General features: G+C 63.1%; 11 protein-coding genes. 1 reads left to right on the top strand and 10 read right to left on the bottom strand.

The window, feature by feature from the left end; all coding sequences use genetic code 11:
* Positions 1 to 21: 21 nt before the first annotated feature.
* The 3 genes from hldE to HU770_RS09060 all read right to left on the bottom strand — a co-directional run bounded on the left by hldE (position 22) and on the right by HU770_RS09060 (position 4,573).
* Positions 22 to 1,443, bottom strand: a complete 1,422-nt coding sequence (gene hldE, locus HU770_RS09070; protein ID WP_156311299.1) for a bifunctional D-glycero-beta-D-manno-heptose-7-phosphate kinase/D-glycero-beta-D-manno-heptose 1-phosphate adenylyltransferase HldE — start codon at positions 1,441 to 1,443, stop codon at positions 22 to 24.
* A 130-nt stretch (positions 1,444 to 1,573) separates the two neighbouring features.
* Positions 1,574 to 3,382, bottom strand: coding sequence for a lipid A export permease/ATP-binding protein MsbA (gene msbA, locus HU770_RS09065; RefSeq protein ID WP_186652795.1), 1,809 nt, complete (start codon positions 3,380 to 3,382; stop codon positions 1,574 to 1,576).
* Between the two features lie 15 nt (positions 3,383 to 3,397).
* On the bottom strand, positions 3,398 to 4,573 hold the full coding sequence (locus HU770_RS09060; protein WP_033701850.1) for an O-antigen ligase family protein: 1,176 nt from the start codon (positions 4,571 to 4,573) through the stop codon (positions 3,398 to 3,400).
* A gap of 101 nt (positions 4,574 to 4,674) precedes the next feature.
* Between HU770_RS09060 and HU770_RS09055 the strand changes: the two genes are divergently transcribed.
* On the top strand, positions 4,675 to 5,280 hold the full coding sequence (locus tag HU770_RS09055; protein WP_186663511.1) for a lipopolysaccharide kinase InaA family protein: 606 nt from the start codon (positions 4,675 to 4,677) through the stop codon (positions 5,278 to 5,280).
* 3 nt (positions 5,281 to 5,283) lie between these two features.
* Here the strand turns inward: HU770_RS09055 and HU770_RS09050 are convergent, their stop codons facing one another.
* The 7 genes from HU770_RS09050 to HU770_RS09020 form a co-directional block, all read right to left on the bottom strand.
* On the bottom strand, positions 5,284 to 6,375 hold the full coding sequence (locus HU770_RS09050; protein WP_186652796.1) for a glycosyltransferase: 1,092 nt from the start codon (positions 6,373 to 6,375) through the stop codon (positions 5,284 to 5,286).
* Between the two features lie 46 nt (positions 6,376 to 6,421).
* A complete protein-coding gene (locus HU770_RS09045; protein WP_033701853.1) occupies positions 6,422 to 7,195 on the bottom strand; it encodes a hypothetical protein in 774 nt (257 codons plus the stop codon).
* 65 nt (positions 7,196 to 7,260) lie between these two features.
* A complete protein-coding gene (locus HU770_RS09040; protein WP_095063881.1) occupies positions 7,261 to 8,217 on the bottom strand; it encodes a glycosyltransferase in 957 nt (318 codons plus the stop codon).
* A gap of 48 nt (positions 8,218 to 8,265) precedes the next feature.
* Positions 8,266 to 9,669, bottom strand: a complete 1,404-nt coding sequence (locus HU770_RS09035; RefSeq protein ID WP_186663543.1) for a PIG-L family deacetylase — start codon at positions 9,667 to 9,669, stop codon at positions 8,266 to 8,268.
* On the bottom strand, positions 9,666 to 10,562 hold the full coding sequence (locus HU770_RS09030) for an antimicrobial resistance protein Mig-14 (protein WP_186652800.1): 897 nt from the start codon (positions 10,560 to 10,562) through the stop codon (positions 9,666 to 9,668). The genes HU770_RS09035 and HU770_RS09030 overlap by 4 nt, the downstream gene beginning before the upstream one ends.
* A complete protein-coding gene (locus HU770_RS09025; RefSeq protein WP_186663510.1) occupies positions 10,562 to 11,692 on the bottom strand; it encodes a glycosyltransferase in 1,131 nt (376 codons plus the stop codon). Before HU770_RS09025 ends, HU770_RS09030 begins: the two co-directional genes overlap by 1 nt.
* Complete coding sequence (locus HU770_RS09020; protein WP_027592485.1) at positions 11,676 to 13,433, bottom strand: carbamoyltransferase; 1,758 nt, start codon at positions 13,431 to 13,433, stop codon at positions 11,676 to 11,678. The genes HU770_RS09025 and HU770_RS09020 overlap by 17 nt, the downstream gene beginning before the upstream one ends.
* Between the last annotated feature and the right edge of the window lie 9 nt (positions 13,434 to 13,442).

Below are 13,442 nucleotides of genomic sequence, written 5' to 3'. Positions count from 1 at the left end.
CGCAACGCGGCCCCAGTTACATCAGTTTTTGCGGATCTTCTCGACAATGGCCGTGGTCGAGCTGTTCTCGACGAGCCCCAGCACCTTCACGGTGCCGCCATAGGCCTTGACGATGTCGGCACCCACCACCTGGTCGATGCCATAGTCGCCGCCCTTGACCAGCACATCCGGCTTGACCTGGCTCAGCAGGTTTTCCGGCGTACCCTCGGGGAAGCTGATCACCCAATCCACCGCCCCCAGCCCTGCCAGCACCGCCATGCGGCGGTCGACGCTGTTGATCGGGCGGCCCGGGCCTTTGAGGCGGCTGACCGACGCATCGTCGTTGACCGCGACGATCAGCCGGTCGCCCTGGGCACGCGCCTGCTCCAGGTAGGTGACATGGCCGGCATGCAGAATGTCGAAGCAGCCGTTGGTGAAGACGATCTTCTCGTTGTGCGCACGCGCATCATCGATCGCCAGCAGCAACTGCTCGAGGCCCAGCACCCCGCGCTCGGAGCCCTCTTCGCGCTGGATCGCCCGGCGCAGCTCAGGGGCGCTGATGGCGGCGGTACCCAGCTTGCCGACCACGATACCCGCCGCCAGATTGGCCAGGGCCACTGCGTGCGGAAGGTCTTCACCGGCCGCGATGGCTGCCGCGAGGGTGGAGATCACCGTGTCGCCGGCACCGGTGACATCGAACACTTCGCGGGCGCGGGCCGGCAGGTGCAGTGCGGGGTGGCCCGTACGCAACAGGGTCATGCCGTGCTCGCCACGGGTCACCAGCAAGGCGCCAAGGTCCAGGTCCAACAGCAACTGCAGGCCTTTGGCGACCAGCTCTGCCTCATCGGCGCAACGGCCAACGATGGTTTCGAACTCGCTGAGGTTCGGGGTGATCAGGCTGGCGCCGCGGTAAATGGAGAAATCCTTGCCCTTGGGGTCGGCCAATACCGGAATACCCTTGGCGCGTGCAGCCTGGATCAGGCTCTGGTGGTTCTTCAGCGCGCCTTTGCCATAGTCGGACAACACCAGCACCTTGACGCCATCGAGCAGGCTGTCGACCTCCGAACCCAGAGAGAGCGGGTCGGTGGCGAACGGTTCTTCGAAATCGATACGCAACAGCTGCTGGTGGCGGCTCATGACCCGCAGCTTGACGATGGTCGGCTGGTGCGCGATGCGCTGGAACACCGAACGCACGCCCGCAGCTTGCAGGCTGTTGGCCAGGCTGTCGGCCGCCTCGTCCTGGCCGGTAACACCGATCAGCGACGCCGGCGCACCCAGGGCGGCGATGTTCAAGGCAACGTTGGCCGCGCCGCCGGGGCGATCCTCGATCTGATCGACCTTGACCACCGGGACTGGCGCTTCAGGCGAGATACGCGAAGTACCGCCATGCCAGTAGCGGTCGAGCATGACATCGCCGACCACCAGTACCGGGGCTTGATCGAAACGCGGCATGGACAACTTCATGGGCAACCCATATGAAAATAATGAACAGGGGCAGGATATTAGCACAGGGCAAGCGACGGCTTTACGGCCAGATCGGGCCCTTGAAAATTCCGGTGACAATCGGGGCCGGCACGGCCCCGATCAAAGAGGTTCAGGTGATATCGGCCTTGGCCGGCTCATCCAGGCCCATGGCATACAGGCGGGCATAATGGCCATTAGCCTGAAGCAGCTCGGCATGGGTGCCACGCTCGACCAGGCGGCCCTGGTCCATGACCAGGATCATGTCGGCCTTTTCGATGGTCGACAGGCGGTGGGCGATCACCAACGTGGTACGGCCCTCCATCACATGGTCGAGTGCCGCCTGGATGTGCCGCTCGGACTCGGTATCCAGCGCCGAAGTCGCCTCGTCGAGAATCAACAACGGCGCGTCCTTGAGCAGCGCCCGAGCAATGGCCAGGCGTTGGCGCTGGCCGCCGGAGAGCAGCACGCCGTTCTCGCCGACCTCGGTGTCGAAGCCCTTCGGCAGCTTGTCGACGAACTCCTTGGCGTAGGCATCTGCAGCCGCAGCCTCGATGTGTTCACGCGGCGCACCGGCCAGGTCACCGTAGGCAATGTTGTTGGCGACGGTGTCGTTGAACAAGGTGACGTGCTGGGTAACCTGGGAAACATGGCGACGCAAGTTGCGCAGGCGATAGTTTTCGATCTCCACGCCATCGAGCAGAATCTGCCCCTTGTCGTGGTGATAGAAGCGTGGAATCAATGCCGCCAGGGTCGACTTGCCACTGCCAGAGCGGCCCACCAGGGCGATCATCTGCCCCGGCTCGGCGACGAAGCTGATGTCGCTCAACACCTCACGGTCGGTGCCTGGGTAGGTGAAGCTGAGATCACGCACTTCCAGACGGCCTTCGACCTTTGCCTTCTCGATGGTGCCGCTGTCCACTTCAGGCTCTTCGTCGAGCTGCTCGAAGATGCTTTCTGCGCCTGCCAGGCCTTTCTGGATGGTCGAACTGACTTCGGAAAGCTGGCGAATCGGTTTCGGCAACAAGCCCGCTGCGGTGATGTAGGCCACCAGGTCACCGGCGGTGGAGTCACCACGGAGGTACAGCACCAGGAACATCAAGGCGGCCATGGCGCTGTAGATCACCAGCTGCAGCATCGGCGTGTACAGCGAGCCGGTCTTGGTCATGCGCAGCTGCTTGTCGGTGTTGCTCTGGCTGGCGCGGCCAAAGCGCTGCTGTTCGTAGGCCTCGCCACCAAAGCTGCGCACCACGCGATAACCCTGGATGGTCTCGGAGGCGACGTGGGTGACATCCCCCATGGCCACCTGGATTTTCTTGCTCTGCTTGCGGAATTTCTTGCTGGCGACGCTGACCATCACCGCGATCACCGGCAGGATGGCAACCATGACCAGGGTCAGGTGCCAGTTCATCCACAGCAGGTAGGCAAACAGGAAGACAACCGTCAGGCCCTCGCGGATCACCACCTTGATCGCATCGGTCGCGGCACCGGTGACCATGGTCACGTTGAAGGTGATGCGCGAGATCAGATGGCCCGAGTTGTGGTTGTCGAAGTAGCGGTTGGGCAGCACCAGCAATTTGTTGAACAACTCGACCCGCAGGTCATGCACCAGGCACAACGAAACCTTGGCCAGGAAGTAGTTGCCCAGGAACGAGCCCAACCCCTGCCAGGCCGCGATCAGGATGATCAGCAGTGGCACCGCCTGCAGCAACTGCAGGTCGCGCAGGTAGGGCACGGTAGGGAACAACACCGCTTGCGGATTGCTCAGGCCATCGACGAAATACTTGAGAATGCCGGCCAGCATTGGCTGGGTCGAGGCGAAGATCACGAAACCGACGATGCTCAACAGGAAAATGCCGGCATAGGGTTTCACGTAGCTCAACAGCCGGAAGTAGATCTTCAGGCTGGAGGTGTGCTCCGCGGTTCGCGGTGTTTCGGCCATCATCGAGCTCGCTGTTCAGGTTGAACCGGAAATTTTACCACAGGCTTCATTTTCGGCACGCCCCCAGGGCAACAACATGGCCAGGCCGACCGGCAACCAGCTGATGAACCACTCCGCACGCGGCGTACCGGTCAGGCTGGCGGCATCGAACTGCATGGCCAGGGTCGAGTAGACCCAGAAGCACAAGAGTACCTTGCCGAACAGTGTGGCCCGGGCCCGGACGATTTCACCGAGGGTGTACAGCCACACGGTCACCCACAGCAGCATGCCGGGCAGGCCCATTTCCACCGCAACGTGGGTGAACATGTTGTGGGTATGGTCGAAGTGCTTGCCGACTGCGCTCACATCGTACCCAGCGCCCAGGCCCAGGCCTGTCCAAGGATGGGCGGCAATCATGTCCACCACCGCATGGAAAATCTCCGGCCGGTAGGACGAGCCGCGCTTGGCGATCAGGTCGTACATCACATAGAACGCAGCGCCCGTGGCGATGACCGCCAGGATCGAGAACACCCGGCTGTGACGATCACGGAACCACAGCGGCGCCATCACCACCGTGATCACCAGGGCCAGGATCGCCCCGCGGCTCTGGCTGAGCACTGCAAACGCGCCCAGGCAGGCCAGCGCCGCCAGCCACAGCAACTGCATGCCACGCTTTTGCGGCGGCTCGTACAACAGGAACAGCGCGGCGGCCCCGACCACATAGGCACCCAGGATGGGGTGTGAAATTTCACCGATACCTGCCAGCCGGGCCAGCAGCGATTTGCCCTGCAACCCGTAGAAGTTGATGATCGACACCAGCGCGGCGAAGGCCAAAAGGCCACTCCCCAGCAGCAACAACTGGCGGATCCGGGCCAGCCCCAGCTGGGCCAGCAACGGGAACGCCATCAGGAAGACCAGAATGTAGATCAGGCGCTTGATTTCACGCCCCGGCTCTTCGGCCGGCGACCAGGCCAGGCTCAACCCGCTCCAGGCCAGTAGCAACAAGATACTGCCCCACAATGCCGGCTGACGCCGCCAGGCCTGGGCAAACACCTGCCGGGCAGACCACGCCAGCACGAGCGTCGGTAACCACAAAAACAACACCAGCCCTTGCTGGTAGATCTTGTTGCTGGGCGCCAATGCAATCGCCGCCAGGAACCAGACCAGACCCAAACCTAACCAGGCCCGAGCCCAGCGTTTTTCATACAACATCCTTTTCCCCCGATGAATCAAAGACACCATCCATGGTGCTACCGCATTATTTTCGGCATTATTGCCGGTCATTTTGCTCGCCAGACGACAAGGCTCTATTCATGCAATGCTCCCGGCTCACCCAGATCGACTTCGATCAGCTGACACTAGGCGCACAGGTGCTAGAGGCAGACAGCCATGGCGCCAAAGTCTACCTGCTCAAGGATGGTAATTTCCTTAAGGTTTTTCGCCGTAAGCGATTGATTTCATCTGCCCTGTTGCGCCCCTACTCGCAGCGCTTCGTCGACAACGCCGCGCGCCTCTCACAATTGGGCATTCCCACCCTCGAGGTGATCAGCCAGCACAAACTCGACTTGCCCGGCAGAACCGCGGTGCTGTATCGCCCGCTGCCCGGGCGGACCCTGCTGCAGATGTCGCGCGACGCCGACTTCAGCTGGGACACCTATCTGCCGCGATTGATCGAACTCATACGCCAGTTGCACCGCGCGGGTGTCTACTTCCGCTCACTGCACTTGGGCAATGTCGTGGTCACCCCCGATCAGCGCCTGGGGTTGATTGATGTGGCCGACATGCGGTTCCTGCGCCCGCCATTGTCTGCCCGCATGATTCGTCGCAACGTGCAGCACATGGTGCGCTACATCGAGCGGGAGAACCTGGGTGACCAGTTCCCCCTCGCCGACTTCGAGGCAGCCCTGCTGGCCCGCTGAGGGTCAACCTCGCAGCAGGTTTTGCGAGCCATTCTGGAAGGCTTGCCAGGCCTGCTCCGGCGCCAGTGCCTGGCGTTGTCGGGCGGCCACGGCTGCGGCGTCTGGTAGGCTGCAGCGCGCTATCGCCTCGGCCCAGGCATGCTCATCGGCGATGGGCAAGTAGCCACCGGTGTCCAGCAACTGCTCACGGAACACCAGCAGGTCACTGCACACCACCGGCACGTCGGCCATCACCGCCTCTTGCACCACCAGCCCCAGGCCCTCCGAACGCGAAGGCACCAGTAGCCAGTCAAATGCCCGGTACAGCCGCTGCAGGTCTTCACGATGGCCGCACAGATGGACCTGCCCAGCCAGGCCCAGTTCGTCGATGCGCGCTTGCAGCACGGCATGCAGAGGGCCTTCACCAATGATTGCCATCTGCAGGTCGGGCTTGTCGACAACGGCCTTGGCAAACGCCTCGATCAGCATTTCAAAGCCCTTGCTTTCGACCAGCCGCCCCACCGCACCGAGCACCTGGCCGTTGCCTGGCCGCAACGCCAGTGCCTGCCTGGCCTGCTCGCGGCTCAACAGCGTTTCGACGAAGGCCCGAGGGTCGAGCGCCATGCGCAGGGTCTGTACCGGCCGCCCAAGGTCATGCTCCAGGGCTTCGGCAAGCGTGTGCGAAACCGCTGCGATGCTCAAGCGCTCGGCGGGCAATGCCCGCAACAGGCGGATATCACTCGCCGTCAGGCGCGTCTTGCCGTGGAACAGTACCTTGGCACGCACCTCGGGAATCTGCTGCAGCAGCGGCAGCACCAGCCTTGCAACGCCGACACCGTCGAGCAGCACGATCTCGGCCTGGGCCTCGGCCAGCGCCTTGCGCAGGCGCATGCGCAGCCACGGCCGCAGCAGGCGCCACAGGTGCCGGCCCTTGAGCGCACGCGGCGGCATGTGCCACTCCCGGGTCGAGCCGAGCCCACAGCACAGCCCGCTGCCCAACAGCAGCCAGTTGCTGATCCTGGCATCGGGCCCGGCGTGGGACAGCACCTGTCGGTGAACCTTGTGGATGGACATGTACGGCGAACCGCCTGCCCACATCATATTGACGATGTTCATGGGGTTAGCGCCCCTCTCCCGCTCAAAGTCAGGTGGGACTGCGACTTCATTGAACAAAAATGGTGATACCCATGCCGATCACGGCACCTGCCACCAGCGTCAATGCCAGCTTTATCCGATCACGTTGACGACGTTTGGCCTTGCGCTCCACTTCTATGGGCAAGGTCACGTGATTACCAAATCCTGTGTGCAATACTGCATCACCCTCCAAGGTGACCGCTGTCAGATTTAACTCAGCATAACGACGGGAAAGCGCCTTTTCTCCAGCATAGGCGGCAAATGGTGCACAGCGCTGATAATCGCTCAAACGACGCAGGCCGGGGTTGAGCGAAAACGCTTGCCACTCCGCTTTTTCGGAAAGCAGTGGGTAGCAAGGCACGCCCGCGATCACCTGACGGTCGCCCAGGTGGATGTAAGGGCTGTGCACGGACAGGTCATGGGCATGGCTGCGCAGCCAGACCTGCAGCAGGTTGGGGCTGACCTCCAGGATCGCCCGGGAATCTTCGACAAAGCCCTGCCGGTAGAAATGCCAGTCATCCTCGCAATGGAAGATGTAAGGCGTCTTGACGTGGCTGTAAGCCAGGTCGATCGACGGCAGCTGGCCCAGCTTCGGCCGATTGACGAACACCTTGCAATGCGGTTTCCAGTGTTCTGGCACTGCCCCATGCACGGCATCGTCACCGGAATCTTCGGTGATGAAGACTTCGCGAATGGGCGCGGTGTTGTAGCGATCGAAACTCTCAAGGGTGTCTTTGAGCAGATCGAACCGCCCACAGCTGGTCACGACCAGCGTGACATCACTCTCATTTGAAAAGCGCACCGGACTCCCTCCGCATTGCGACAATCGACTTCCAGCACCCGCTCCGTAGGCACGAAAGTGCTTTATTAAATGCCCAGTTTCAGACGTAGCCGCTGCCAGGCAGACAACGGCGGATGAGGCCTGAGCGCAGGGCGCATGTGGTCGACGATGCTACGTCCAACTTCACCGAAACTGAAACGAGAAACCGCCAGATGGCGGCCATTTTCAGCAATCCGCTGGGCCAGCGCAGGGTCGGCGCGCAAACTGCGCAGCTTTTCCTGGAGGGTCGGGATGCTGTCATAGAACACCACGTTGTGCATGTCCTGCAGGCCCAGGGCGCGGTTTTCTTCCTCGCCCTGGTCGAACGCCAGCAACACACAGCCACAGGCCATGGCCTCGAAGTTCTTGATCATGTACTCGCCCATGCCGACATCGGCACTGACGAAGAAACGAATACGGTTGAGCGTGTTGCAATAGTCCTCGCCCGACTTGGTGCGGGTCACCACCAGGTTCTCGACCCGCCCCAACTCGTCCAGCAGCGCCTTGCGCCCGCTGTAGGCAACGCTGTTGGTGCTGCCGACGAACGCCAGGTCGATATCGCGCTCACGCCCCTGGTCGGTCAGCAGCTGCTCATCGTAGCCCTTGGGCACGAATACCGCGTCAAAGCCTTCCTGGCGCAGGCGCTCGCTGACCATGTAGCCCGAACTGATCACCCGCGCCCACGGCAGTTTGCGGTAATGCGCGCTGAACTTGCCGGTGTACTTGCAGGGGATGTAGTTCTGGTAGGCATCATGTTCGAGGATGACCAGGTTTGGCACCGTCTGGATGAACGCCACTTGGCGGATTTCCTGCTTGAAGCGCAGGAAGAACACGATGCGGTCGTAACGCTCCACCTGCACTTCACGCTTGAAGTAGCGGCGCAGGTTACGCTGGTCTTCACTGGTCAGCCAGCGCAGGTCACATTCGCAGTTGGCCGCGACGCCATCGTACAGGCGGTCGAGGATCGCCCGCTGTTCCTTCTGCACCAGAAATAAGACTTTCATTGCTTTCCTTGGGCGCGCTGCGCCATCGCGGTCAACCATGGGCATTGTTTACAGCTCACGGCGCCAGAACAGTTCATGCCGGCGCACAGCCTTGCGGAAGAATTCGTTTTCGCCATAGGGCGACGGCCTGCGCCCGGCCAGCCAGCGTTGCAACAACCGCCGCAGGCGGCGTTTGAACGGCGCGGGAGGCTGCAGGTCGTGCATCATGCCCAGGGCCATGGCTTTGTCGTGCTGGGTCGGCACGTCCAGCACCAGCGAGCACGGTGCCCACGGCTGCTCGGCACTCAGTTGTGGTGGCAAGGCCACACCGTCGCCGCTGTCACCCATCGGCCAGCGGTCGTTGTCATGCAGGTGGTTGGCGTAGCACAGCAGCGTTTGCGGCTGCCACGCCAGGCCTTGCAGGGCTTCCAGCACGGCCGCCTGGGCACAGACATGATCGGGGTGCGGGTCGAGTTGCGGGTGCGGCATGACCAGCACCTCGGGCTTGGCCATTGCCAACAGCGCACGCAGGTCGGCCAGCAGGTTGTGCCAGGTCGGCGCACCGTCATTGTCGGCCGGCAGCGGGAACGGATTGAACTGGCGGAACGGGCGGATATCAGCCATGTCGGCTTCGCGTGAAGCCGCCGGTACATCTGGCGCGGCCTGCATGGCGGGCAGTTGCAGGCAGAAGTAGCCCAACTGCACGCAGCGCGATTGCGGCACGCCAGCCCAGCGCGGCACGGCAATGCTGTCCCAGGCACGCAAGCGCCCTTTCAGGCGTGCCGCCTGGGCCTTGCCCAGGCCCATTTTCTGATAGTGCTCGGCTTCGATCTCGCCGGCAGTCAGGGTGACCACCCAGGTTTCGTCAGCCTGGCTGTACAGCCCATAAGCCGCCAGCTCGGCATCATCGGCATGCGGCGCAATCACCATGACGCGGCGGCGCTGCAACTCGACGCTGGGGGTTATCCACAGGCGCGGTTCACCCTGCAGCCGGCAATGGCGACCACGCACACCCAGCGTGCCGGCCTTGAGCGGCAAGGCCATGCCGGTCAGGTTCAGGAAGCGAACCCCGTCGACGCCGCGCTCGAAGGTTTGCCGATCACTCAGCGCATCCGCAGAAAGCTCCACCCGCGGGTCGAGAAAGCGCCCCAGCCAGGTGCTCTTTATCCGCAGTTCCAGGACGAGGGTCTCGTCACCTTGCAGTGTCGCATCGGCCTGCAGCAGCCCACCCTGCAGGCTGGCCGCCGCCGCGCGGGTTAGCTCACCGAAGTTGTAGGCGTAATCCTCGCCGGGTGCGTAGAACAAGTGATCGGCGAACCAGGCCTCATGGGCGGCCCAGACCAACGGCAGCAGCAAGAGCGGCAGCCACCACCAGGCCAGTACCCCCAGCGCGATCAGTGCGACCAGGCCGGCAAGCAGGCCCAGGCGCTTGTTGCGCCGATGGCGCTTGAGCAATTGCTGCTTGCGGCTCACGCCTGGAACACCGGCACAGGGTTGCACCAGCGATCCTTGTACTCGCGGTCGGCACGGCCGAACGAGAACCGCAGTGGCTTGTTACGTGCGCGAGCGTCTTCCCAGGCTGCCTGGGTATTGAGGAAGCTCAGCACGCTACCGGGGCTGAATGCCTTGGTCTCGGGGTCGACGCCGCCGTTGACGTACTCGACGCTGACCCACTCGGGCGCTTCGACCCGGTACACCAGCTGAATCGCGATCGGTTTGTCGTCCAGCAGCAGCACCGAACCGATCAGCAGCTCGCGTAAACGCTCAAGCACCTCGGCCAGGCGCTCGGCGCCGGTAGCCGGGAAGCCCCAGCGGCGCTGGAACAGGTCACGGTACATGGCGGCGATCTGGCCGGCGTCGAAGTCACTGATCGGCCGCACCACCCCGCCCGCCTCTTCCAGCAGGCGCAACTCACGGCGCTGGTTGTAGCGGAACTTCTTCGACAGGTCTTCATGGGCGCGGGCCATGGCCAACTGCTCGGTCTGTGCCTTGAGGCCGGTAAAACGGCCCTGGTTCAGCTCGGACAGGTAACGCGCGGCATGGCGCAGCGGCGCGCTGGCATCGGCGGCGGCCGGCAGGATGATCTCGGCATTGCCCAGGTCGAACAGGCCCTTCTTGCCCGCGCGCTTGAGCACGTCCTTGGACAGCGCCAGGTGGCGCCCCCAAGTGGGAATCGCCGCTTTCAACTCGCCGTCTTGCAGCCAACCCAGGTAGCGCACGGGGATCTGCGCCAGCTCAGCCAACTGCTCGACCACCCGCGGATGGGTGGCAACGCTGCCACCAAACCGCGCCCAGGCCTCGGCATACGCCTTGGCGTCGATAACTTGCCAGCCGCGCTCGCGGAAGGCTTGAATACGATTGAGCATCACGCCTTCGCCACCAAGGCACGCACCTGCGGCAGTTGCCAGAAGGCCTCGCGTACCGCCGAGTCGGAGAAGCGCTGGTGCAGGCGTTGCAGCATGTGCTCGGCGCACGCCTCGCGCTGCTGGTCGTCTAGCGCGGCCATGTGTTTCAGGCCTTGAGCCAGCTGCGCAGCATCGCCCAGCGGGAACAGCACACCCACACCCTCGACCACTTCGCGTGCCCCACCACAGGCCGTGGCCAGCAGTGGTACGCCCGCGACCATGGCTTCGAGCAGGACCATGCCGAACGGCTCATGGTCGGAACTCAGGGCAAACACATCGAACGCCTTGAAATAGCGCCGCGCGTCCGGCACCTGGCCGAGGAAATCCACCTGGCCGGCAATGCCGAGCTCGGCCGCCAATGCCTTGAGTTGGGCTTCGAGGCGGCCTTTACCCAGAATCGCCAGGCGCGCGCCTGCGGGAAGCCCGGGCAGCGCTTCGGCAAAACCACGCAACAGCGTGGCCTGGTCCTTGTCTGGGTGCAGGCGCCCGACATTGCCGACGATCCACGCCTGAGGGTCCAGGCCAAGGGCCTGGCGCGCCGCTTCACGCGGCACCAATGCTGCTTGCAGTGCCTGGATGTCGATACGGTTGTACAGGGTCTGGATGCGTTCGGCCGGCCACTGCGGCAGGCAACGGCGCATGTCGTCACGCACCGCATCCGAAACACCCAGCAGGCTCAGGCGCTTGCTGAACAGGTTGGCAAACAGCCGCCGACCCTTGCGCTGATAGTCGCCAAAGGCATGGTGCACACCGATTACCGGTAGGCCGGTACCCAGCAATGCCACATAGATCGGCTTGAACCGGTGGGCGATGCAGAAACTGAAATTGCGCTCGGCGGCAATCCGCCGCAAGGCGCGGATGGCGCCGAGCTTCAGGCCACGCACAGCCTTGGAGCTGAACTCCAGGAACAGCACCTCGTCCGACGCGCAGCCCGCCGCAACCTGCGGGTCGGCGGCGCCGGTGAGAAATACCGTGGTGACCTGGTAGCCACGCCCCTGAAACAGGCTGGCGTACTGACGGGCACAGTCCAGGAACGGCCCGTCATAGCCATGGCAGAACTGCAGGATGCGCGGTTCAGAGCGGCTGGTCATACGCGGCCGCGCCGTCCTTCACTACCAGGATGTCTTCCATGATCAGGTACTGCAGGTCCGAGCCAAAGAACATGTTCAAGGCATCGGTCGGCGAGCAGATCATCGGTTCACCACGGCGGTTCAGCGAGGTGTTCAGCGAGACGCCGTTGCCGGTCAGGTTTTCCAGCGCCTTCATCATGTCGTAGTAGCGCGGGTTGTACTCGCGCTTCAGCACCTGGGCACGCGAAGTGCCGTCCTCGTGGACCACTTCCGGCACACGGGTTTTCCACTCTTCAGCCACTTCGAAGGTGAAGGTCATGAAGGGCGCCGGGTGGTCGACCTTGATCATCTGCGGCGCGACGGTGTCGAGCATCGACGGGCAGAAAGGCCTCCAGCGCTCGCGGAACTTGATCTGGTGGTTGATGCGGTCAGCCACGCCTTCGACGCTCGGGCAACCGATGATCGAACGACCGCCCAGGGCGCGCGGGCCGAACTCCATGCGGCCCTGGAACCAGGCCACCGGGTTGCCGTCGACCATGATCTTGGCGATCTGCTCTGGCATGTTGTCGAGCTTGCGCCACTTCGGCTGGTCCGGGTGACGGGCGCAGGCGGCGATCACGTCCTCGTTGGAGTACGACGGGCCGAGGTAGACGTGTTCCATCTTCTCGACCGGCACGCCACGGGCGTGGGAAACATAAGCAGCAGCACCCACCGCAGTACCGGCGTCACCGGATGCGGGCTGGACGAACAGCTCCTTCACATCCGGGCGGGCGATGATCTTCTGGTTGAGCTTGACGTTCAGCGCGCAGCCGCCGGCGAAAGCCAGCTTGCCAGTCTGCTTCAAGGTGTCGCCCAGGTAATGGTCGATCATCTGCAGGGCCAGCTTTTCGAACAGCGCCTGCATGCTGGCTGCGTAGTGGATGTACGGCTCGTCGGCAATGTCGCCTTCGCGCTTGGGGCCCAGCCATTCGATCAGCTTCGGCGAGAAGTAGAAGCCCTTGCCCTTCTCTTTATAGCGGCGCAGGCCGATGACGTTGGCGTATTCGGTGTTGATCACCAGTTCGCCGTTCTCGAAGCTGGCCAGGCGCGAGAAATCATACTTGCTGGCATCGCCGTACGGCGCCATGCCCATGACCTTAAACTCGCCATCGAGCATCTCGAAACCGAGGAACTCGGTGATCGCGCCATACAGACCGCCCAGGGAGTCCGGGTCGAAGAACTCCTTGATCTTGTGGATCTTGCCGTTTTCGCCGTAGCCGAAGAAGGTGGTGGCGTACTCGCCCTTACCGTCGATGCCGAGGATCGCGGTCTTTTCCTTGAAGCCCGAGCAGTGGTAGGCGCTGGAGGCGTGGGCCAGGTGGTGCTCGACCGGCTCGATCTTGACCTTTTTCGGGTCGAAACCCAATTGCTCCAGGCACCAGACGATCTTTTTGCGGTAGCGCTTGTAGCGGCGGTTGCCCATCAGGATCGCGTCGAGGGCGCGGTCCGGGGCGTACCAGTAACGCTTGGCATAGTGCCAGCGGGCCTTGCCGAACAGGCTGATCGGGGCAAACGGAATGGCTACCACGTCGACGTCGGACGGTTTGATGCCCGCCTGCTCCAGGCAGAACTTCGCCGACTCGTAGGGCATGCGGTTCTTCGCATGCTTGTCACGCACGAAGCGCTCTTCTTCGGCGGCGGCAATCAGCTTGCCGTCAATGTACAGGGCCGCGGAAGGGTCATGGCTAAGGGCGCCGGACAGGCCAAGAATCGTCAATGCCAAGGGATTAGC

Origin of the sequence: Pseudomonas sp. SWRI68 (assembly GCF_014269165.1) — a bacterium.
Lineage (GTDB): Bacteria > Pseudomonadota > Gammaproteobacteria > Pseudomonadales > Pseudomonadaceae > Aquipseudomonas > Aquipseudomonas capeferrum.
The sequence above is the reverse complement of the archived record's forward strand: the minus strand, read 5'-3'. Positions and strand labels throughout refer to the sequence as shown.

What these genes read in the sequence shown, in the direction of transcription:
- HU770_RS09025 (WP_186663510.1), bottom strand. Translation starts at nt 11,692, where the DNA reads ATGACCAGCCGCTCTGAACCGCGCATCCTGCAGTTCTGCCATGGCTAT.
- hldE (WP_156311299.1), bottom strand. Translation starts at nt 1,443, where the DNA reads ATGAAGTTGTCCATGCCGCGTTTCGATCAAGCCCCGGTACTGGTGGTC.
- msbA (WP_186652795.1), bottom strand. Translation starts at nt 3,382, where the DNA reads ATGGCCGAAACACCGCGAACCGCGGAGCACACCTCCAGCCTGAAGATC.
- HU770_RS09050 (WP_186652796.1), bottom strand. Translation starts at nt 6,375, where the DNA reads ATGAACATCGTCAATATGATGTGGGCAGGCGGTTCGCCGTACATGTCC.
- HU770_RS09040 (WP_095063881.1), bottom strand. Translation starts at nt 8,217, where the DNA reads ATGAAAGTCTTATTTCTGGTGCAGAAGGAACAGCGGGCGATCCTCGAC.
- HU770_RS09060 (WP_033701850.1), bottom strand. Translation starts at nt 4,573, where the DNA reads ATGTTGTATGAAAAACGCTGGGCTCGGGCCTGGTTAGGTTTGGGTCTG.
- HU770_RS09055 (WP_186663511.1), top strand. Translation starts at nt 4,675, where the DNA reads ATGCAATGCTCCCGGCTCACCCAGATCGACTTCGATCAGCTGACACTA.
- HU770_RS09030 (WP_186652800.1), bottom strand. Translation starts at nt 10,562, where the DNA reads ATGCTCAATCGTATTCAAGCCTTCCGCGAGCGCGGCTGGCAAGTTATC.